Source organism: Xenorhabdus anantnagensis (genome assembly GCF_028598555.1).
GTDB classification, from domain to species: Bacteria; Pseudomonadota; Gammaproteobacteria; order Enterobacterales; family Enterobacteriaceae; genus Xenorhabdus; species Xenorhabdus anantnagensis.
Genome location: NZ_JAQRFN010000019.1, coordinates 38,831 through 60,830, shown reverse-complemented (window position 1 = coordinate 60,830; position 22,000 = coordinate 38,831). Strand labels below are relative to the sequence as shown.

The window sequence follows — 22,000 nt, the reverse complement described above, 5'->3', positions numbered from 1 at the left end:
ATGCAGACGATCCCCTTTTTACCCGATCGCTTAAACGCCGAACCCGTTGTATTTCGCGGCTTCACCACGCCGGAGATGGGAATGGCCGCCATCGCGGGGCTGGCCCTCGGTCTGGTGGTCAGCCTTCCCTTCATTCCGTTTGCCGGTTGGGTGATGCTGCCGACCGGCATGCTGATGATGCCGTTGTTACTGATGAGCGTTGGCGGGCGCTGGCTCGCTCAGCTGAAGCGAGGTAAACCGGAAAACTATCTCTGGCAGAAACTGGCCGAGAAAAAACGCCGGTTAGGGCTGGGTGACCCGACGTTGATTATTGCGGCGCAGGGTTGGTCATTACGCCGCAGCAGGCAAGCGCACCGCAACGGGAGAGGCGTGTGATGAGTCGCTTTCGTCATGCGGTCAGAAACCGGGATCAGCATATTCTGACCCTGCGGGTGGCGTGCGGCATTCTGGTGGGAGTGCTGCTGATGAGTCTGCTGGGTTGGATGGCGTCCCCACGCAATCTGACTATTCATAATCCGCCGGATTTACGCAGTGGCAGCACCCGGGCGTGGTGGGAAGTGCCGGCACCGAGTGTCTACAGCTTTGCCTTTTATATTTTCCAGCAACTGCATGCCTGGCCGAAGAACGGGGCACAGGATTATCCGGCCAAAATTGAGGCCTTATCCCCTTATCTGACTCCCGCGTGTCAGGATTTTCTGCGCGAGGATGCCCGAATCCGGGCTGACAGCGGTGAATTGCTCGACCGGGTGCGGGTGGTGTATGAAGTGCCCGGCCGGGGCTATGAGACGCGCAGTGTGACGGTGCGTGACCGTGATAACTGGGTAGTACGGCTGGATTTGGTGGCGGATGAATATTATCACGCCGAACCGGTCAAACGGGCACTGGTGCGCTATCCGCTGAAAGTGGTGCGCTGGGAAGGGGATGCGGAGCGTAATCCTTTTGGTCTGGCACTGGATTGCTACGACGGGATGCCACAGCGGCTGGAAGCGCTGCCACCGCCAGCGGAAGAGAAAAAAGGCGTATTTCAATGAGAAGAGATTTATTTGACTGGCGCGGTATCGGGCTGGGGCTGCTCAGCCTCCTCCTGTTCTGCGCTGGCGCAAAAGCCGATGAGTTGCTGACATGGGAGCGTATTCCGTTATCGATTACGCTTCAGGTTGGTCAGGAGCGGATTATTTTTGCTGACCGGAATGTCCGTGTCGGTTTTCCGCCCTCACTGAATGATAAATTACGGGTACAGAGCACCGGCGGCGCGGTTTACCTGAAAGCCAACAGAGCATTCCCAGCTACCCGGCTGCAATTGCAGGACAGTGAGAATGGCGAAATTATCTTACTGGATGTGACCGCCGGCAAAACCGGGGCCAGCGAACCCGTGCGTATTCTTTACCCGGCTGAGAAATCAATCGATTCAAAAGATAAACCGCACTCACAGAGCAAAACATCATGGTCTGCGCCTACTCCCGTGCTGTTAACCCGCTATGCGGCGCAGCAACTGTATGCGCCCCTGCGTACGGTTGAGCCGGTCAGCGGCATTCAGCCGGTGAACCTGCGTTTGCCCGCATCCATCACCACACTCTACCCGTCAGAGCCGGTTGAAGTGACCCCGCTGGCCGGCTGGCGACGGCATCACCATACGGTGATGGCCCTGAAACTACGTAATACCGCCAAACGTATTATCCCGCTTGACCCACGTGCCTTACAGGGACAGTTCGTTACCGCCACCTTCCAGCATCGCTGGCTGGGAAAATCGGGGACACCCGAAGATACCACGGTACTCTATCTCGTTACCCAAGGGGCACAGGGTAACGCGTTAATCCCTGAACCGGTATCCGTGAAACCGGGAGGCCGCGATGCAGATTAAATCCAACAGTCTGGTAAAAATACTGGTGCCGACCGTATTGGTGATTGGCGGGTTTATTGGTATCAGAAGTTGCAGCTCAACAGAGAATAGCGCGCCGGATAAACCACAGAATAACGCGCTGGCGACCCTCTCTCCGGAAGAGTTACAGGCACTGGGGGTGGGTGGGGATACACCGGAAGATACCCTGCGCACGCTGGTCGGAACGCTCAATACCGTGCGGGCAGAGCAGAAACGCTTAGACCAGCAGAATGCTGCGATGCGAAAAGAAAATGACCATTTAAAAGGACAAAATCAGGATGTTGCCGGTCAGATAGAAGCCGCGGTTGCGGCTATCCGGCAGGATGATGAACAGCGCCAGCGTACGCTACAAGATGAGCAGCAGGGGTTGCTCGCCCAGATTGATTTGCTCACTGAACGGTTAAATTCAACGCCGTTGTCGGCACCGGATCATCAGATGCCACTGGGTAGCGGGCTGGCAGGGAGTTCATATTCTGCCGGCACTATCAGAGGACAGGATGACCTTATCTGGGTTACCCCGGCCGATGAAAAAATCCCCGATAGGCAAGCGATGGGCAATGGAAAAACTGCGGTGCAATTTCCCACCTCTTTTTTAAGCGAACAACCGACTACCGTAAAAAATAATCCCCAAAATCCATCGGCTAAGGCCGACAACGAAAAACCGGTCTACACCCTGCCGGAAAATGCGACTTTAGTTGGCAGTCAGGCGATGACTGCGTTGTTAGGTCGCGTTCCTGTTAATGGCACGGTCACTGACCCTTATCCGTTTAAAATTCTTATCGGCAAAGACAACCTGACGGCTAACGGTATCGAACTGCCGGAGGTGGAAGGCGCGGTGGTGTCCGGTTCCGCCAGTGGCGACTGGACATTGTCCTGCGTGCGCGGTCAGGTTAATTCCATCACCTTTGTGTTTCAGGATGGTACGGTTCGCACCTTGCCGGGCCGCGGACAGAATCAGCAGGGTATCGGCTGGTTGTCCGATGAAAATGGCATTCCCTGCATCAGCGGTGAGCGTAAATCCAATGCCAGTACCTATCTGCCGACCCTGTTTGCCCTGTCAGCTATGAATTCCGCCGGCAATGCCCTGAACGAGAGCCAGCAAACCGCGCAAACGAACGGCACCGGTGGCATCACATCCGCATTAACCGGCAATGCCGGTCAGGCGACACTCGGCAAAGCGGTGGCCGGGGGCATGAATGAGATGAGCGAATGGCTCAGGCAGCGTTACAGCCAGACCTTCGATGCGGTTTATGTGCCGCCCGGTGCAAAGTTAGTGGTGCATATCACACAAAGTCTGGCGATTGATTATGAAACAACAGGCCGTAAGGTGCGTTACGGTTTTAGTGAATCAGCTCAACGTCATCATCAGGAAGCCTTAGATTAATGGAAACGACATCTTCTCAATGGCTGTTTAGTGCCAGCCCGCCTTATTGTCTGCAAACTCATATAACACCACAGGCGGAACCCACACCGGTTCAGCTTGACTGGCGACCCGGGCGTACCCAGGGCAGTCAATTGACTCTCGCCAGCGGCAATGAATGCCGACGGCTGAATGACGGGGATTTTACCGTTTTTCGGCTGACCGAATTTCAGTGGCAATCAATGCTTGCAGGCAACAGCGGGGTTGAACACTGGGAGCGCTTGCCGTTTACTTTATCGGAACTGGCGGTACACCCGGAATTTGCCACGTTTACCCTGATTAGTAGCCCGGAGGCTCAGGGATGCGAAAAATAACCTACGCTGTCGTGTTAGGTCTGACGGGGCTGCTGGCAGGCTGTTCAACGTCGAAAGACACGCTGCTCCCGGCCGGCGAACAGACGGTACTGGCCATGTGGCAGGGAAATCAGGCGGGGCAGAGCGTAGCACAGGCCCGGCAAACCCTGCGCCGGGCATTAACCCCGGCTGAACGTAATCGGGCACTGAATGAGCCTGACAATTACAGCCGCTCGGCAGAGCATGAAATCAGCCAGCAGTTTCCCCGCCTGCCCAATCCCGATATGGTGATGTATGTCTATCCGCATCTGGTGGCCGGTCAGACCCCGGTACCGGGCTACAGCACGGTATTCCCGTTTTATCAGCAGGTGCAGTATGCCCTGCCGGGTGAACGCACGGAGGCACGGTAATGGATAATCCAAACCCATTGCCTCGTCCCGGCAAACTGCGCGAAACGGATGAAGCGGCGATTTACCGGGCGAATCCGTCCATTATCGATTACCTGCCCTGGGTGGAATATCTGGAAGACGGGCAGTGTTTATTGCTGGATGACGGGGTGTCCGTGGGGGCCGTCTATCAGATTGAACCGGTCGCCACCGAAGGGCGTCCAGCTGAACGGTTGATTGAAATCCGCGACCAACTGGAAGATGCCATTCAGGACAGTCTGGACGAGGACGATATTTCGCCGTGGGTAGTGCAGTTTTTTTGTCAGGATGAAGATGATCCTGACAATTATCTCAATACCCTGCGGGACTATGTGAAACCGTGGGCGCAGGGTACCGCCTTTACTGACGCTTTTCTGGCAGAATCAGCACGTCACCTGCACAGCATTGCGCAGCCAGACGGGATATTTCAGGATAGCTTAATCACCGGGCAACCGTGGCGGGGGCAGCAGCGCCAGACGCGCATGGTGGTTTACCGCTGGTTGCCTGCGCATAAATCGAAGGCTCACCCTCAAACGGTATCGTCGGTGGCAGCACTCAATCAGGTCTGTGAACGACTGGTTTCCTCACTGGCATCAGCCGGTATTGTGGCGACCCGGCAGGATGGCGGGCAGATCCACAGCTGGTTGCTGCGTCATTTTAATCCGGCTCCGGACTGGGGCATGACCAAAGCCGATTTTTACCGGGCAGTGCGTCATGAATTCCCCACACAGCCGGATCTCCCGGTGAATAATGACTTTGCCGAAAGCCTGTGGTTTACCCCACCGGTGTCTGATCCCGATAACGGTGTCTGGTGGTTTGACGGCCTGCCACATAAAGCGGTGCCGGTTGAGCGCCTGCGGCGTCCGCCCGAGCCGGGCACCCTGACAGGGGAAGTGAAACGGGGAGATAATATCAATGCGCTGATGGATATGATGCCGGAAGGCACTGTGGTCACGCTGACCATTGTGGCGCAGGCACAGGATACCCTGGAAGAGAGTTTCACCCGGCTGGCAAAAAATGCCGTAGGGGAAAATACCGAATCGCTGCGCGTCCGGCAGGATGTACAGGCCGTGAAGGAATTACTGGGGCGACGGCATAAACTGTACCGCAGTGTACTGACCTTTCTGGTGCGGGGTCAGGATTTGGGTAATCTGAATCATCGGGTACATCAGCTTTCTTCCACATTGTTGAGTGCAGGATTGCAGCCTGTGCGGCCGGAGTTCAGTGTGTCACCACTGAATGCCTATTTACGTGCGTTGCCGATGGGCTTTAACCCGCAGAAAGACAAAAAACACTGGTACAGCCACCTGACGTGGGTCCAGCATCTGGCAGGACTCCTGCCGGTGACCGGACGTTCAACCGGTACCGGGCATCCGGGCTTCAGTTTCTTTAATCGCGGCGGCGCGCCGCTGACCTTTGATCCGATGAACAAACAGGATCGCACCCAGAACGTGCACTTATTGCTATTCGGCCCGACCGGGGCAGGGAAATCCGCCACGTTGTGTGCTTCGCTGGTACAACTGATGGCGATCCACCGGTCGCGTCTGTTTATTGTGGAGGCGGGGAACAGTTTTGGACTGTTGGCAGACTATTACGCCAGTCTGGGGCTGACGGTGAATAAAATCGGCATCAAACCGGGTTGTGGCGTCAGTCTGGCGCTGTTTGCTGATGCGCATCAGTTACTGAAAATTAGTCCCAAACAATTACGGATTAATGAAGCCGATATTCCGGAGACTGATGAAGCACAGGAAGACGGCGATGAACAGCGTGATATTCTGGGGGAGATGGAAATTGCCGCCCGGCTGATGATCACCGGCGGTGAGAAAAAAGAAGAAGAACGCCTGACCCGTTCGGATCGCGGTTTGATCCGTGAAGCGATTATGCTGGCTGCGCAGACCAGCTATGAGGCAGGGCATCAGATGGTGGCCTCGGATTTACAAACTGCGCTGTATGCCATTGCCCGCAACCATCAGCAGGATGAACACGGCCAGCCGTTAATCACTGCCCACCGCCGGGCACGGGCCGATGAAATGGCGGGGGCCATGTCAATGTTTACGCAGGGTTTTGAAGGGGAACTGTTTAACCGGCCCGGCACCCCGTGGCCGGAAGTGGATGTGACGTTAATTGATTTGGGGACACTGGCACGAGAGAACTACTCGGCACAGATGGCACTGGCGATGGTGTCACTGATTAACACCGTCAATAACCTCGCCGAACGTGACCAGTATCAGGACAGGGAACTGCAACTGGTGATTGACGAAGGGCATATCACCACCACCAATCCGCTGTTGTCTCCCTATATGACTAAAGTCGTCAAGATGTGGCGTAAACTGGGGGCCTGGTTGTGGCTGGCCACGCAAAACCTCGCTGACTACCCGGATACGGCTGAGAAAATGCTGAACATGGCGGAATGGTGGCTGTGTCTGACTATGCCGCCGGATGAAGTGGAACAAATCGCGCGGTTCAAAAAACTCAACGAAGAACAAAAAACCGTACTGCTTTCTGCCAGTAAGCTCCCGCGTTGTTATACCGAAGGTGTGGTGCTGGCGAAAAAAATCGAAGCGCTGTTCCGGGTTGTGCCGCCGAGCCTCTATCTGGCACTGGGGATGACAGAAAAAGAAGAAAAAGCCGAACGGCGTGCGTTAATGCGGGAGCATCAGTGCAGTGAACTGGAGGCTGCGGTGTTGGTCGCCAGAAAAATGGATGTTGCACGGGGGTTGAAGATTGATCCCGGCCATCCTGTATAAACGTGGGTAACCTGGCCTGCTCTTTCTATGGATACAGGCCACACTGGAAGGTAGATGCTTTATCACATGATTTTTTCATCCTGAAGATGGCTCATGTTCATAAACACATCACATAAACTCACATTTTTAGGCACAATGATGCTGATATCATATTTTTTTGAGCTGAAAATAAAGGAAAAAAGATCCCGGCCATTTTCCAGTTTTCTTGTGTTATCGAGTGAGTCAAAGTAGCGATGGATCTCCGAGACGATTTTCTTATGTATTTCACTTTTAATTAAAGCATCTCTCTGATAGGAGCTTTCATCGTGCCCATAGTACAGTTTACGAAGAGAAAGAATATCTTCTTCTTCGTCTTCATTCCCGGGGGACCTGATTAAGGCCATTATTTCATCCGTGCGATCTTTCTTGACACCAGTAAAAAAATCATGAATACATTGCTGTAACTGGGGTGTGCATTTTCCCTGTGATTTCGGCCGTTTGACTTCTTCAAACGTGGATTGTTCCGCCGACATTTTTAGCATATCCGTCATGATATTTTTAAATTCGTCCGGACATTGGGTTTGCTTGACTTCTGCATAAACACAGCGGCCATAATAACCGGAATTGTAGGTGTAATTGTATTTTCTGATGGTCAGAACATAGGTTCCCGGCGGAGGTTCATACCCGCTGATTTCAGAGGATTCATAGGCGAATTTGAAATAGATCCCGTTTTTTTTGTTATAACCGACTAGATTTCTTGCCTCCGAAAAATCGGTGACAGTGCATCCATGATCGCAATAAAAGGGGATCTCACCATTAATAAAAAGAAACCAGCCTTCCGGGAAAGTTATTGTGTTTTGCATTGGATTTATCATGTATTGTCGTCCTTTTCAAAATTTATGATAGTGTCTATAAAAATAGGTCATGAACTTGTTATATGGCAGTAACTACCATAGAGCTAACATAACTTGAACATTTTCCAAGATAAGAAAACCGGAAGATCACAAGGATTCTCCGGTTTTTTGTTATATCTCTTTTATATCAGCTGATTTTTAATATCTGCGGATTAAAAGCAACTATTTTTTTATCCTTAGTCATTCCACATGGGTAAAAACCTTCTTTATATATATTGAACATTTTTTCTAATAATGATTCGCTTTTATTTCCTAAAAGATATCTTTGTATAGATAGCATTTTTAACTGATAGTATATATCATCTAAGATCTCAAAATAAAAATCGTCATACTCTGTATTTATCTTTTTTATCTTGGATTTTCTATAAGTCAATATCTTTTCTTCTTGCAAATCACCATATTCTTCGTCAATATCTTCTAAATAATCTTCGGCTTCAGAATAGTTATCTTCTAAGGAAAACTCACCAATGTTATTTTCTATAAGATCTTGCCATACTAAGTATCCATCTGGAAGGTCTTGACTAAATGATAATTTTAGAGATTTATCTTTTTCCTCTAATAAAATAACATCAGAAGATAATTTGCCCTTTCCTGATAAAAGCTCATCTAAAAATAAAAAACGCATTGGCTCAGTTACAAAATTTTTATTCACGCCTTTCATCATTATACTCCTAAAATTTTATTCCACATGTCTAAAGCTATTTGATTACCTATCTTAGATTTTCCTTTCCAAATATCCTTAGCTCTGATCGGTGTTCCATTCATCATTCCTTTTTTAGCCAAGTTTTGTATATCAGCAACCTGTTTCGATATCTCCGCAACAGACTGATTTAGATCTATTTTGTCTAGTGCATTTCTAATCGCTTTAGAGTAACCATTATGGTTACCTTGATGCCTTGCCATTGTACTCACACCCTTATCCACTTCCCTTAAAAAAATTCCATTTGCTGCATTGTCGATATCATACTTGATTTTTTTCAAGGCGGGATGACTAGCGTATTGTTTGGGAATAACATGATGAGCTTGATAACCACTCCATTTAGTTGAACGTGGTAACCCCATATCCTCCATCATATTCTTACCCAATTTGGTCGAACATCCAGCTAACCCGAGCGGATCAATCCAAGAAAGTGGATTTTCAACATACGCATATAAATTTTCACCACCCTGAATTCCCAGCGGATCTGACGTTAGGTATACACTGGCCACAGGTGAGAAATATCTATGTCTATTATAGACTAAACCGCTTTCCTCATCGAACCACTGGCCGGCAAACTGCTGACCGGGATCGTACAGTGCATTTTCCCCTGCGGCTTTCAGGCGCATCCCATACAGGCTCTGTTGTGGCTGCCGCCAGACACGGTGGCCTTGCGGGTCAAACAGTGCCAAGGGTTCTCCTGTCGGCGCACATACAGCATATTGTGTTTGCACTTCCCCCGCCATCAGTTCACTGCGGTTTTCCGGGTTGGGGGTGAAGAACTGGATTTGCTGCGCCAGTAACTGCCAGCCATCGAACACCAGATGCCGGATGCTGTACAGCCGGTGATGCCGGTACTCCCGAATTTCGGCCGGCACATCGCCGTCCCACAGATACGTTGTGCGCTCGCCCGACCGTTCACACGCTTTCTCGGTGCGCCGCCCGAAGGCGTCATAGCGATAATCCCAGTGCTGGCCGCCCGGCGTCTGCACCCCAATCAGCTGGTTCTGGCTGTTCCAGCGGAACTTGGTCAGTTGTGGGCGATGACCTTCCTGCCACAACTGCATGGCGGTCATGCGACCCGCATCATCGTATTCAAACAGATGCTGACCTGCTTGTCGTAGCCGGTGCCCTTTCTGGTAAAGCCGCTCGTTATCAATATCGTGACGACCGTCAAAACGACGGGCGGGGTAACCGCAGGCATCATACTGATAATGCTCCCGCAGCTGGTCGCCGTCACTGACCGAAGTCACCTGACCGTTGCCGTTGACCACATAGCGCAGCCATTGCCGTTCATCATTGGCAGCCACCAGATTCAGTGCCGCATCGTAACGATATTCCCGGTCCAGTCCCGCCAGTGTCGGCTGGGGGATATCCGCCACTTCATGGGCAGCAAAAAACTCGGTATTGCGTCCGGCCCGCTGCGCCGTCAGTTGCCCCATCAATGAGTGTTCCTGACGCAGGATAAAACCCTTGTCTGACTGGCGGTGCCATTCGTGCCCGTCTTCATCCCGGGCGAGCGTGAGCTGATGTTCACCATTGAGACTGAGCAGGTTAAGCTCACCCACCTTATTGACCTGCATACCGGCTTTCCAGCGCCGGCCATCGGGCAGGTGAAGGGTTCGTTCTGTTGTGGCACTGTCGGGATACTCACGCCGGATTTCACCATAAGGCTGAACTTCTCTGACCAGGCGGCCTTTGTCATCGTATTCAAAGGTCAGCGGTTCAGCGTCTGGTGCCGTCACCTCAAGCAGACGACCCAGTATATCGTAAGCGTAAGTGGTACTGCCTTCCGGCGTGTGCATCGCGGTCATCTGCCCGCCGGTATCATAGTCATAGCGGGTGACATTATTCAGCGCATCCCGTTTTTCCGTGCAGTTGCCATTACCGTCATAGGCATAATGCCACTGGGTGCCGGCGTAATCAGTCTCCGTGATCACCCGTCCGTCGGCATCCAGCTGATAACAATAGCTTTCTCCTTGCGGATTAATCACTTCCCGTAATTGCAGGCTGTCCGGGTCATAACGGTACTGCCAGCGATGACCTTCTCCGTCGACACGTCCGACAGGCAGGTCAAACGGGCCGTATTCAATCTGCCATTCCACGTCACGGGCATCTGTCCACCGGGTCAGGTTACCATGGCGGTCATGGCGGAAGCGCTCCAGACTGTTGTTGGGGCGGTCACTTAAGGCAACACGGTGATGGTGGTCATATTGCCACAGCCATAAGGCTCCGCCGCCTGATGACAGCCGCTGTAAGCGGTCATGGCTGTCGTAACCGAGCCGTAAACTGCGGTTTTCCTCATCAAACAGCCGGGTCAGCCGCTGATGGTCATCGTATTCCCGGCTTCGCTGGTTGCCTTCGTCATCTTCGGCCTTCGTCACCAGCCCGAACGCATTGCGGGTCAGGGTGGTTTTGCTGCCGTCCGGGGCAATAAAACATTCAGCCTGGCCCTTATCATCGTATTGCTGCCACCAGACCCGCCCCAGCGGATCGGTCATGCTGATAAGGCGGTCATCCTCATCGTAGTGATACTGCCACACTGCACCGCCGGTATCGGTAAATGCGGTAACCAGTCCGGTATCCGCCAGATAATCCAGTTGCAGAACCTGTCCTTCCGGCAGGATCTGCCGTTGCAGGTTGCCCCAGTCATCGTATTCATACCGGGTAACGTGACCGCACGGGGTTTCGACCTGCGTGACCTGCTGTCCGGCGTTATAATGCCAGGTAGTGGTATGCCCTTGTGGCGTGGTGGAACGGGTAATACCGGCTTCATAGTCCAGCCGGACGGGGTAATAGCCTCCGCTGCCGACACTGTGGATGCAACGGCCTTGCGTATCATAGGTATAATCGACGGTAGTCTGGTCGCCATCCGACCAGCGGCTAATCAGCCCCTGTGCATTGTATTCATAGAACAGGTGAAATTGCTGGGTACTGTCCGCTTCCGCCAGCCGGCCATTGTCGTGATAGTCATAGCGCACCAACACGTCACTGAGACCATTGTCTATGCGGCGAATGTCGGCCAGCAGACCATCATCACGGTACAGCAATACCAGCGCCGGACCGTCGCTGTGAGTGACTTTTTCCAGTTGATGGATGTCGTTATAGTGAAAACGCACGGCATTATCATTGGGATCACGGTGTTCCGTAAGTAACCAGCGTTGTACCGTATTTTCTTCTGTGAGTGCTAACCGGGTGAAATATCTGCGAACCGGATGATTGCGCTCGCTCAGGACGAACCCCTGTTTTTGCCGGCTCAGGGTAAACTCCGGGTGCTCGGGGTTGATACTGTGGTCAACGCTGTGGGGCAGGGCGAAATGCAGGGAGGCCCCTTCCAGTGTCAGGACTTCTACCCGGTCACCAGTCACGATAACGGCTTCGGAGAAGTTGTCCAGCCAGTTTTCGCCAAGCAGGCCCTGCCTTCCCGGTGACCAACTGCGGGTAAAGGTCAGGGGTATTGTCTGGCCCAGTTCAAATTCGGTGCGCTGGTCAAACAGGTTGCCGGTGGTCACGTCTATCGGGTCACCTGTGAAGAATTTTTTGGTGGCCTGAGTGAAACGCTTCACCCCTTTATTGGCTTTAAACGCGGCCTTGGCACAAATCAGCCTGCCCTTCAGGGCATGACCGGCTTTTTTGGCCCCCAGCTTTGCGCCGGCCAGCACCGCCTGCCGGCCGGTTTTGGTCAGCAGTTTGCCGACCCCTTTGAGCAGCCCGCGTGTCGGCGGCACCAGAAATTCCACCGCCACCAGTAACGCCCGCTGCCAGCCGGAGAATTCTTCTTCAATCTCGAGGTAAGTCCCCTGCCCGGAGCCGATAAAGACTTTACTCGCCCCCGCTTTGATGGCCGCTCCACAGACCAGTTTGTCGCCGACCCGCGCCGCCAGCTGACCGTTGATAAACACGGATTCACTGCCCTGTGCTATCAGGGGCGGTGCCGGGTGTTTGCTGCATGCCGCCATATCGATGGTGGCCCGCGCTGCGGGTTTTCCTTCAATGAGGACGTTACCGGAACCACTGCTCAACACCCCGTCCGGTGAGCCGAAGCTGTCGATAAAGTTTGTCACAGCCGAGCTGGCGGCCGCAATGGCATCGCTGGCCAGGTAGGTTAACCCGCTGCCGGCGGCGGCCACAATCAGCGTCGCCCCCAGCCCGCCGGTGCCGGCAACCAGTAACCCCACCGCCCCGAAAATCGCGGCACCAATCAGGGCACCGGCCACCGCGCCCATCAGGGCACCAAAGAAACTCTTATGCTGGATGGGGTCGCCCTGGCGTGCGGCGGCCGGCCCTCTGGCCCCACCACCGGGTGGCAGGGGCGGCCGGGCATGGGTCGCCCCGACCCGGGCAATCCGGGTAATAATTTCATCACCTAATCCCATATCAGCCTCTCCTTATGCCGCCTGAAAACTGCTCACCACAGCCAGTAAGGCTGTCCGCTGTCCGCTGTTCATCGGTTGTGGCGAGGTCAGGTTAAATGCCAGTAACTGGCTGCCCCGGATTTGCAGCACCACCGTCTGGTGCATTTCCCCTTCCGGGCTTTGCCACTGGTAATCCAGCCGCCACGCCGTGTCACCGCTGAGTTCCATTTGCAGTCGCTGATGCTCCTGATACCCCGGCAGGTGGGTGACAAACTGGGCCAGTGTCTGTTCATAATACGCATCGCTGTCCGTGCCTGCCGGCACCGGGGTGCGGTTAATCACCAGATTGACGCCGCTGTCATCCGGCAGCACAAACACGTGCATCGATTCATCACGCCAGCCGGCAGGCAGGGTCAGGGTACCTTCGTTCATCTGGTAGGGTTGTTTGCTCATGATTTTCCTTTTCACTCTTTTTACATCATTGATATTCAGCGATATTCAGCCCGCCGTAAAAATACGGCTGAGCAGGTGTCATGCCCGGACTCAGTTCAGGGTGATAACCTCTTGTCCGTTCACAATGACGGTCTTACCGATAATATGGATATTGCCCTCGGCATCAATCGCGATACTCCCTTTGGTGTTGCCGAGGGTGATACCGTTTTCGGTAGACTGAATAGTAATTTGTCCTTTGACGCTGAGGACGCTGGTTTTTTCTACGGTGACCTGCCGTGTCCCGATGCTGCTCACTTCCATACCGACCACTTCTTTATGCCGGTCAGCCCGTACGCTGATAGCCTGATTGTGGCCGACACTTTCGGTATGGTCGTGCATTACGCGGGTACTGCGGTCATTCAGGACGGTGGTATCCATGTCTTTCTGTGCGTGCAGTGACAGTTTTTCACTGCCTTTGGCATCTTCAAACAACAGTTCGTTGTAACCTTCGCCTTTGTGGGTTTTGGAGCGGAAGGCCATCTGGGTTTTGCTGCCCGGCAGCCCGCCCGGCGGGATATTGCTGGCATGGTAGGTGCGACCGGTGACGATGGGCTGATCCGGGTCGCCATGCAGAAAATCCACCACGACTTCCTGCCCGATACGCGGGATAGCGAGCATCCCCCAGCCCTGACCGGCCCACGGCTGGGTGACCCGTATCCAGCAGGAACTCTGGTCATCACTCTTGCCGTACCGATCCCACGGAAATTGCAGACGCACGCGCCCATACTGGTCACAGAAGATTTCTTCTCCCGCAGGTCACACGACTTTGGCAATTTGTGGGCCGTCAATCACCGGTTTTGGCAACGGTGCCGGACGCCAGTGCTGGTTATGGCGGATAAAGTGGAACTGGCTGTTCAGGGTCGTCCCCGTACCACTGTTGGCGGTTTCGAGTGCCTGGGGCTGGCTGCCGGCATGACTGGCGCTCACCACCTGCCAGGACTGGTTCAGGTCTTCACGCGGATGGTTGTACAGGGTGAATAACCGTCCCGGCTGAATGGCAATCGCATGACCACGGCCTTGCCCTGTCACGGCATTGTTGCGAAGTCCCTCCAGACGGTAGCGGGTAAAATCCTTACCGTGTGCCTCATCCTTAAAACGGCCCGGATAGTCGTAATGTTCGTAATACAATTGCTGGAGCGTGTCTTCCTTCATCTGCTGGCTGAATTCGGCCGGCCAGGCCGGATTTTTGAAGGTGTAGTCTTTGAGCTGCACCTGAGCCGGGCGGACCTGTGCCCGGTGTGTCAGGTGGCTCACTGCCGGCTCGCCCAGCGTACTGGTGTCACCCGGCTGGTAGGGCAGGACAATGCCCGGCGGCACAGAGCCGGCATCATCGGCAAACACCAGCGTATTGCGCCCGTTGCCGCATTCAAAAAAGTAGAAGATACCTTCTTCTGCGGTCAGGCGTTGCAGGAATGCAAAGTCACTTTCCTGATATTGCACACAAAATTCCCGTTCCGGGTGGGTATGGCGCAGGCTGAAGACGACATCACGGATACCGTGCTCTTTCAGAATCGTGGTGATAATGGCCGCAATGTTCAGTTGCTGGAAAATACGCGAATTCTGACGCAGGGTGGTGCGCCACAGGTCCGGGCGAATACTCATCTGGTAGGTGGTCTGGTGCAACCCGGTGTTGCCCTGTTCAAAGCCGGCAACGATACCGGTGATACTCCGGCTTTCAACCCCATCCTGTGTGATAGTCAGGGTAGCAGCGCGGTCAAGTACGGCCGGAAAGTCGATGGCCGGGTCAGCACTCGCCAGTCCGACTTCCAGCTGGAACGGCTGGGAAAAATGTTCGTTCAGGGTAAAATCCGTGACGACAAAGGTCTCCGGTGCCAGACCGCCGGCCGTCAGGGTAAATTGCAGGCCACTGGGAGAGTCGTCACCACTCAGCAACTGGCTGGCTTTTTGCAGGGCTTTGGTGGCGGCATTGTGTCCGACTGCCGCCTGCTGTGCCAGACCCTGACCACCGCCGGGCGGACCGGCAAAACCGCCGGATGTCGTCAGACCCCCTTTCTTCATCAGGCCGGCGGCACCGCTACCCCCCAGCAGGCCTGCTGCCTGTTGACCTTTTTCCAACAGGGATTGTCCCTGCTGCAACTTTGTCAGGTGTTTTTTCATTGACATGGTGTCATTTTCCTTATTGTCATGGGCTTTTTGTTGTTCTCCTTCCGGTTTTCGCTGACTTATGCCTCCCGATATCCGGACAGAAAAGGGACAGGCAAAGCCCATTCGGTATGCCTGCCTTTTTTGCTCATTATGAGGATGGGCTGATTGTTTTATCGGCATATTTTTCATTAAGTTCATAACAAATTTTGTCATCCGGTTAAGCCGGGCCGTTATTACCTTGGCTTGTCGGAAATGCCTCAATGAATCGGGGCGTTAATTTTCATTTTCGGAAAATCAGTTACGGGCTGACTTTTACCGTGGCTTGCTTCACGCTGGTCTGAGGGTTTGCAACCGGGGCGGAGAGGATGAAAAAGCTGTATTTAGTGTTTTTGCTGGGATGGAGTGGAGCAGGGAGTGCGGGCACGGTGGTGTATACTGACCGTCAGCATCCGCCGGTGAATCTGACACCGGACAGTCATATCGTCTGGCTGGATAGTGCTGAGCAACAGCAAAGACAAGTCTTCGATCAACTCTCTGTCGATCCCCGGCAAGCCACAAAGCAAGCGCAGGCAATATTGCAATCACCGCAATGGCGCCAGCAGGAACAACAACTCATCAAGGCTTACCGTGCCGTGGTACAGGCATGGCAATCCGGTGTGCAGAAGTATCCGGCGGTGGTCTTTGATGATCGGGAGGTGGTATACGGTACGGCAGATGTGGAAAAAGCCCGCGCACTCAGGGAGCAACATCAGCCATGAGTCTTCAACGTGTAACTTTTCCTGCGCTCATTACCCTGATAGCGGCATTTTCGCCGGTGACACAGGCTTCAATTAACACCGCCCAGATTATCGCCGGCAGTCTTTCGCCCTCCTGCATTCAGTGGCGGGTCAGTGGCCTCTGTTACTGGCTGCTCTGTGGCCTGCACGGTTGTACGGTGAAAACCTCGGTGAAGGTGACCCATTATCTCCCTGAAGCGGTGGTGTCTACCTATCACGCCTCTGGGGGTAATCCGTGGACGGAAATGGCGCAGGTTAGTCAACTCGCCGGTGGCGTGGAAAATACCGTGACCGGGGCGTTATCCTACCTGAATGCCGGTGGGGGTAACCACAATGTCCAGATTGCCGGGCAACGGCGTACCAGTCTGCGTTTCAGCTATGCCGATGCCATCGGACATCCGGCAACTAACCTGATAGGCGGGCAAATTCCCGGCTATTCGTGTCGCAGTGCCGCCACCCCGTTGGTGCCTTATTTTCTCAGCACACTGGATTCGGTGGCGTGGCGCTCCGGGTTACCGGAATCGTTCTACCCGGAAGCCCTGATGCCCGGTCAGCGGGAGCTGGGCAGTCAGATGGCCGGCACTGTATGGGGCAATATTTATCCGCGCTCAGGGTTTATTAATCAGACGGATGATGACAAGGCGTCAGTCGTGGTGGCGCAACGGGTCGCAGATATCATTACCCGTGTCGGGCAACCCCATGTTTATCAGACCCTGAAAGGCACCCGCACCGATGGCTACTGGCCGCCAGAATCAGTCACCGAAAACACCGGCAGCAAAAATCATCAATGGCAGCGGTTATCACCGACGTTAAGTCAGTCCTGCGCCGTGTTTCCGGACGGGGAACACACAGCAGCAATTGATGGCAATCAGGCGTATGCCCTGTGGCAGCCCTACAGTTGCTGCCAGCGGCGTGGACAGCGTTTTCTCAGCAGTACGGATATCTGAACAAGGGATGAATAATGAGGAAAATAAATGCGTTATGGCTGATAGTCATCGTGTCTGTACAGGCCAATGCCACCGGCTTGTCCCTGACCTTACCGCAGGTGAACCGCAGTGCACTGGGCTATGGGGCAGACGCCAGCGGTGCGGTGTCTGATACGCTGTTCTATACCTTAGGGGGCGGTTCGGTGATATCTGAACCGGCCAGTCGCAGTGGTTCCACCACTCTCGGTGGATTAGAGCTGGGCTGGCGTTCGGATTTAATGTGCGGCAATTTCGACCTGAAAGCGACCGTCAGCAATCAGTTGAATGGGATCACGGCCGGGTTCAAGAACCTGATGAGTGATGTGATTCAGGGGGCCACCGGGGCTGTGGCCAGCCTGCCGGCGATGATTATCCAGCGGGCCAACCCAGGATTGTACGACATGCTGACTAACGGCGTGTTGCAGGCGAATGTGGCGTTCGACAAGGCCCAGTTCAACTGTCAGGCGATGGCCAATAAAATGATGGATTTTGCGCAGAATAATAAATGGACTCAGTCAGCGGCCTTGCAGGAATACAAAAGTCTGGTTAACGGCGGGGATGGGGATGCAGTGCGTGTCAATAACGCCGGCAGCAAAGCAACCGGTGCCGGCGGACATCCGTGGATTGGCGGCCAGCGGCAGGGCGGTAAGGGGCAGAATGCCATTCGCCCGACCCGGGATTTGGCCAGTGCCGGTTTTAATATGATGAATCAGATGCCGGTACTGAGTCAGGCATCGGTCAACTCCGTGAAATGTGAGGGCAGTGCCTGCCGTAAATTCAGCCATGCCCGTGAGGCAGCCGACGCGGTGGTCAGTGTGCTGGGTGACCGGGTCATCCGTACCTGTGCTCAGGCGGCAGACTGCACCAGTGGCGGCGAGAAACACCAACCGGGCACCACCGTGGCGGGTACGGGCTTTGCTCCGATGCTGGAAGCGCATACCCAAACCAATACAGAGCAGCTGGTCAAGCTGGTCAGCGGTACGGAAAAACCGACGATGGTCAATCTGGCGAAACTGAAAACCGGCAGTCTGACGGTAACCAAAGGTGTCATTCAGGCGTTGCAGCGAGACCCGGACAAAGCTGCCCTGACGGGACGTTTAGCGGGGGAGCTGGCGATGGCGGAAACAGTCGAAACGGCGTTACTGATGCGGCGGATGCTTATCACCGGCATGTCTGAACCCAATGCAGCGGCACAGTCAGAAGCGCTGGCTGAAGGGGAACGCCGGATTGCCGCGCTGGACAGGGAAATCAATGCCCTGAAGAATGAAATGCAGCTGAAACAGGCCCTGTCCCGTAATGCCATCCTGACCATTATTGAGCGGGATACCCAGCGCATCAACATGCATCCGCAAAAACAGGTGCCGGACAGCACCGATGCGCGTTTTTATCAGCTGGAAGCACCCAATCGTGAGCGCAGGTAAGGCGGATGATGGCAGAGAAGCATTCAGTATTCAGAAAAGGTGCCGTGTTATCAATGCTCATCGTGTTGGTGATGGGTATCACTTTGGCGACAGGCTGGGTCGGGCTGCATCAGGCAGAAAAACTTAATCGCATTCACCACTGGGTGACCGAAACCGGGGGAGTCTGGTTCGTCTGGCGGTCAGGCCTGTATGCGGGACTTGGTTGGGGAGGGCAGAAAACCTGGCAACGGGTAAAACATCTGCCGGAATACCGCGCAATGTTGATACGAATGATGGTGGCCAGCCTGCTGTTTATCCTGCTGGGTGAGTACGCCCTGTCAGGCACTATTGAGGAGATACGATGACAGCCAACAGCTATCTGGAATATTTTCTGACACTACTTGGCTGGGTCATCAACAATGGCCTGTGGCACATCCTGATTGCCACCGGACTGTTTACGCTGCCGTTAGTGGTAAAAGTGATTGCTGTCTGGCTGAAAGTACGGGAGTGTGGCGAAGAAGACGGTCAGGCCGGGTTACAGTCGCTGGCCCGGATTGAAAACACCCTGTACGGCGCGTTCTTCGTGATGGTGGTGTGTTGTGTGCCGCTGGTCAATGTCAGCCTGACCACCCTTCAGTACGATACTTCCCGTGCCAAAAGCTGTGGCACCTGGACACCGACAGCGCCGGATAGCAGTGGCTATGCGCCGGTGATGTCCAGCCTGAACAAGCAGACAGCGGCTGTGCCGCTCTGGTGGGCGGTGGTACACCGGTTATCCAAGGGGCTGACACAGGCGGCGGTGGCATCCATTCCCTGCCGGCCGGATCTGCGGCAACTGCGCTTTGACGTGCAGCACACCCGCATCAGTAATCCGGCTCTGGCCGCAGAATTGCAGGATTTTACCCACGATTGCTATGCCTTAGCCCTGTATCAGTGGAAACAACGCGATCAGGAGCACATCACTGACCCGATTATCCTGAATGATATCGGCTGGCTGGGCAGTCGGACGTTTTTAGCCGGGGATTACCGGACGCTGCAATCCCGCCTCCCCCGGGCGGATTTTCCGTGGCAGGAGAGCCGGGATAACGGGCGGCCTTATACCGGGCAGGGCGGATACCCGACGTGTCAGGCCTGGTGGTCAACGGCCCAGACTGGTCTGAAAGACCGGGTACTGGCGCAGGCCGATCCGGGGTTATGGTTGCGCCTGTCAGCGACACTGAAAATACTGGGTAAAAACACGCCGGCTTATCAGGAAGCGGTGATCCGCCGTCTGGTCAGCCCGGTGAATCTGACGATTTCTCAGGAGGGCTATGTCTACGCAGGCTATGGCGGTAATGCCGATCCCACCTTGTTGGATGGCGCTAATCGAATCGGCACTTCCGCAGGGGCTTTATTGGGTGGATTACTCAGTATGCCGATGTTTGATGCGGTGCGACAGGCGTTGCCGATGATGCAGGCGGTGATCCTGATGGCGTTGTATATCCTCATACCCCTGATTGTACTGTTTGCGGCCTATGAATTTAAGACCATCTTTACGCTGACGTTTGTGATTTTCGCACTGAATTTCCTGACCTTCTGGTGGGAACTGGCACGTTGGTTGGACAGCCATTTACTGGAAGCCCTGTACGGCTCAGACACCCACAGCCTGTTTAATCTGGCGGGTATTCAGAACACCTCGGATGATTTAATCATGGGGCTGGTGATGGGTACGCTGTTTATTGTCCTGCCGATGGTCTGGCTGGGGGCATTAGCGTGGGCCGGGGTACGGATGGGCGATATGGCAGGCATGATGAGCCAGGGTGTGGGTCAGGTCAGGCAGTCTGCCGGCATGTTCGGGCAACTGGTGATGCAGAAGATGATGTCTAAAGGAAAGTAATCAGATTTACTCTTTAAAACTTAAGGGGCAGGATACTGCGCCTTAAGTTGAGTCTGAATTTTATATTTTCCTTTTTTTAATCTATTGATAATTATTTCGATAATTTAAATAAGTTATGCTGACGCGTTAATGTTTTAATTTATACTCTTCTCCATTTGGGTTTTATATTCACATAAATACCCAATGCTGATGACCAGCATCACAAAGCAGTAAATTATTGCATGCCATTTCAGTCAATATGGCTTATATATGAATTGCTATAATATCATGTTTATATTGATATCCTCTTTAGGGGAGTAGGCGATAATTTAATATAGAAGCCTCAAGGGTCGCATCTCTTGAGGCTTTGCTATTTATGACAATAAAAATGGCCAAATCCAACCTGCTGAGTAATTTTACTTTTTATATTATTTTTCAGTGGGTAAAGGTTGGATAAATATGTTTGACGGTACGGGTTAGTAAGCTATTTAACGAAGATGTATTATTGGATTTATTTATGGCTTTTTTAATTCGAGTGGGTGATATCTGCTTTTTGTATTTTTATATTTCACGTTGTAATTTGATTGACTTAATATTCATGAGATATATCACAAAAAATGGAATAACTTAATGTCATTTTACGCAGCATGATTTAGACTAAACGCGTTATACTTGACATGTTCTATGATATAAACTCTCTTGTTTATGGTAGTAGACGATTTATAGAAGCCTCAATGGTCGAAACCATCGAGGCTTCGCCGTTTATGGCGATGGAATACACAGATTCGGATCCTATTTACCGATTGAATTTAGTTTTTTCGCTATTGAATTAATAATGAAAAAGATTAAATTGAAAAAACTTTAATTTATTTTTAAATGGATCAGGAAAAGTGATGAGTGATACTGATAAAAATGATAAGAGAAAGAAAATTCAAAAACGTTCCAGTCATTTTATCCCTTACAGAACAACGTATGATTTGCGTTTAACTAAAAGAGAACCTAATTTAATCAACATACTGATGCAGGTTCAGGGTTATGAATATGGTTTTTTTACTGTATTAGGTGTTCGCCCTATATCGCAACGGGGTAACCATAAAAACAGTGCCATCTATGTCGTGCGGTGCCGGTGTGGTAAATACGCTATCAGAACACTCAAGGCAATCAAAAATCCAGCGAATGTAACTGATATGTGTGAGCATTGCCTTCATCTGTACAATCTGAGGCGCAGAAATCTCTTTTTCACGACAGGAAAAGAGGTCGAATTGTCAGAGTTAACCGGCATTAAATATAAATCCCCGTTAGAGATTAAAGTCTGAGGAAGCCGTGTTCCTGACAGGTGACGGACTCTGAATTTAAGACTGTATTCACCCTGATGTTAGGATTTTTGCGCTGAATTTTCTCATCTTCTGGTGGAAAGTGGTTCACCGGCAAAACAGTTTTCTGCTGGCCGCCCTGTACGGTTCAGAAAACCACAGTCTGTTGAATCCAGCAGGCTGTCAGAATACCGAGGACGATTTAATGACGGGGAAGGGAGGCGTTGTTTATTGTGTTGTCGATGATCTGGCTGGGTGCACTGGTCCGAGGTTTGAATGAATCAGGGTATAGGGTATCTCACAAAGCTGCATCAAGGGAGGATGAACAAACGAGGAATTATGTTTATCAAGAAAAAGAATGGTACGGTCTTTTCTACCTTAATA

At 52.8% G+C, this 22,000-nt stretch carries 18 protein-coding genes and 2 pseudogenes; 14 read left to right on the top strand and 6 right to left on the bottom strand.

What is annotated here, in order from left to right:
• The 7 genes from PSI14_RS14165 to PSI14_RS14135 are packed head-to-tail and all read left to right on the top strand — an operon-like array spanning position 1 to position 6,764.
• Positions 1–375 carry a TIGR03750 family conjugal transfer protein gene (locus PSI14_RS14165; RefSeq protein WP_273576495.1) on the top strand — a complete coding sequence of 125 codons (375 nt, stop codon included), beginning with the start codon at positions 1–3 and terminating at the stop codon, positions 373–375.
• Entirely contained in the window at positions 375–1,031 is a 657-nt protein-coding gene (locus PSI14_RS14160) for a PFL_4703 family integrating conjugative element protein (RefSeq protein WP_273576494.1), read from the top strand. The genes PSI14_RS14165 and PSI14_RS14160 overlap by 1 nt, the downstream gene beginning before the upstream one ends.
• A complete protein-coding gene (locus PSI14_RS14155) occupies positions 1,028–1,861 on the top strand; it encodes a TIGR03749 family integrating conjugative element protein (protein ID WP_273576493.1) in 834 nt (277 codons plus the stop codon). Before PSI14_RS14160 ends, PSI14_RS14155 begins: the two co-directional genes overlap by 4 nt.
• Entirely contained in the window at positions 1,851–3,263 is a 1,413-nt protein-coding gene (locus PSI14_RS14150; RefSeq protein WP_273576492.1) for a TIGR03752 family integrating conjugative element protein, read from the top strand. Before PSI14_RS14155 ends, PSI14_RS14150 begins: the two co-directional genes overlap by 11 nt.
• Complete coding sequence (locus PSI14_RS14145; RefSeq protein WP_273576491.1) at positions 3,263–3,613, top strand: hypothetical protein; 351 nt, start codon at positions 3,263–3,265, stop codon at positions 3,611–3,613. The genes PSI14_RS14150 and PSI14_RS14145 overlap by 1 nt, the downstream gene beginning before the upstream one ends.
• Positions 3,601–4,002 carry a TIGR03751 family conjugal transfer lipoprotein gene (locus PSI14_RS14140; protein ID WP_273576490.1) on the top strand — a complete coding sequence of 134 codons (402 nt, stop codon included), beginning with the start codon at positions 3,601–3,603 and terminating at the stop codon, positions 4,000–4,002. Before PSI14_RS14145 ends, PSI14_RS14140 begins: the two co-directional genes overlap by 13 nt.
• Positions 4,002–6,764, top strand: coding sequence for a conjugative transfer ATPase (locus PSI14_RS14135; protein WP_273576489.1), 2,763 nt, complete (start codon positions 4,002–4,004; stop codon positions 6,762–6,764). The genes PSI14_RS14140 and PSI14_RS14135 overlap by 1 nt, the downstream gene beginning before the upstream one ends.
• Before the next feature lie 62 nt (positions 6,765–6,826).
• Here PSI14_RS14135 and PSI14_RS14130 read toward each other — a convergent pair whose 3' ends face one another.
• The 6 genes and pseudogenes from PSI14_RS14130 to PSI14_RS14110 all read right to left on the bottom strand — a co-directional run bounded on the left by PSI14_RS14130 (position 6,827) and on the right by PSI14_RS14110 (position 15,325).
• On the bottom strand, positions 6,827–7,606 hold the full coding sequence (locus PSI14_RS14130) for a hypothetical protein (RefSeq protein ID WP_273576488.1): 780 nt from the start codon (positions 7,604–7,606) through the stop codon (positions 6,827–6,829).
• A gap of 178 nt (positions 7,607–7,784) precedes the next feature.
• Entirely contained in the window at positions 7,785–8,321 is a 537-nt protein-coding gene (locus PSI14_RS14125; RefSeq protein ID WP_273576487.1) for a hypothetical protein, read from the bottom strand.
• On the bottom strand, positions 8,321–11,722 hold the full coding sequence (locus PSI14_RS14120; RefSeq protein WP_370688865.1) for an AHH domain-containing protein: 3,402 nt from the start codon (positions 11,720–11,722) through the stop codon (positions 8,321–8,323). Before PSI14_RS14120 ends, PSI14_RS14125 begins: the two co-directional genes overlap by 1 nt.
• A gap of 6 nt (positions 11,723–11,728) precedes the next feature.
• Positions 11,729–12,580: pseudogene (locus PSI14_RS20250) on the bottom strand (PAAR domain-containing protein); the annotation flags it as partial.
• Between the two features lie 162 nt (positions 12,581–12,742).
• The gene (locus PSI14_RS14115; protein WP_273576486.1) at positions 12,743–13,162 is read right to left on the bottom strand and encodes a DUF1795 domain-containing protein; all 420 of its coding nucleotides are present in this window, start codon (positions 13,160–13,162) and stop codon (positions 12,743–12,745) included.
• Positions 13,163–13,252: 90 nt separating this feature from the next.
• A pseudogene (locus tag PSI14_RS14110) lies at positions 13,253–15,325 on the bottom strand (type VI secretion system Vgr family protein).
• A 347-nt stretch (positions 15,326–15,672) separates the two neighbouring features.
• Here PSI14_RS14110 and PSI14_RS14105 point away from each other — a divergent pair.
• The 7 genes from PSI14_RS14105 to PSI14_RS14075 all read left to right on the top strand — a co-directional run bounded on the left by PSI14_RS14105 (position 15,673) and on the right by PSI14_RS14075 (position 21,896).
• Positions 15,673–16,065 carry a TIGR03757 family integrating conjugative element protein gene (locus PSI14_RS14105; protein WP_273576485.1) on the top strand — a complete coding sequence of 131 codons (393 nt, stop codon included), beginning with the start codon at positions 15,673–15,675 and terminating at the stop codon, positions 16,063–16,065.
• On the top strand, positions 16,062–17,030 hold the full coding sequence (locus PSI14_RS14100; RefSeq protein WP_273576484.1) for a TIGR03756 family integrating conjugative element protein: 969 nt from the start codon (positions 16,062–16,064) through the stop codon (positions 17,028–17,030). Before PSI14_RS14105 ends, PSI14_RS14100 begins: the two co-directional genes overlap by 4 nt.
• A 14-nt stretch (positions 17,031–17,044) precedes the next feature.
• Positions 17,045–18,469 carry an integrating conjugative element protein gene (locus PSI14_RS14095; protein WP_273576483.1) on the top strand — a complete coding sequence of 475 codons (1,425 nt, stop codon included), beginning with the start codon at positions 17,045–17,047 and terminating at the stop codon, positions 18,467–18,469.
• A gap of 5 nt (positions 18,470–18,474) precedes the next feature.
• Positions 18,475–18,813: a hypothetical protein gene (locus PSI14_RS14090; RefSeq protein WP_273576482.1), complete on the top strand. Its 339-nt coding sequence runs from the start codon at positions 18,475–18,477 to the stop codon at positions 18,811–18,813.
• Positions 18,810–20,324, top strand: a complete 1,515-nt coding sequence (locus PSI14_RS14085) for a conjugal transfer protein TraG N-terminal domain-containing protein (RefSeq protein ID WP_273576481.1) — start codon at positions 18,810–18,812, stop codon at positions 20,322–20,324. Before PSI14_RS14090 ends, PSI14_RS14085 begins: the two co-directional genes overlap by 4 nt.
• An 872-nt stretch (positions 20,325–21,196) precedes the next feature.
• On the top strand, positions 21,197–21,619 hold the full coding sequence (locus PSI14_RS14080; protein ID WP_273576480.1) for a hypothetical protein: 423 nt from the start codon (positions 21,197–21,199) through the stop codon (positions 21,617–21,619).
• Between the two features lie 100 nt (positions 21,620–21,719).
• Positions 21,720–21,896, top strand: a complete 177-nt coding sequence (locus tag PSI14_RS14075; protein ID WP_273576479.1) for a hypothetical protein — start codon at positions 21,720–21,722, stop codon at positions 21,894–21,896.
• The last annotated feature ends 104 nt before the right edge of the window (positions 21,897–22,000 follow it).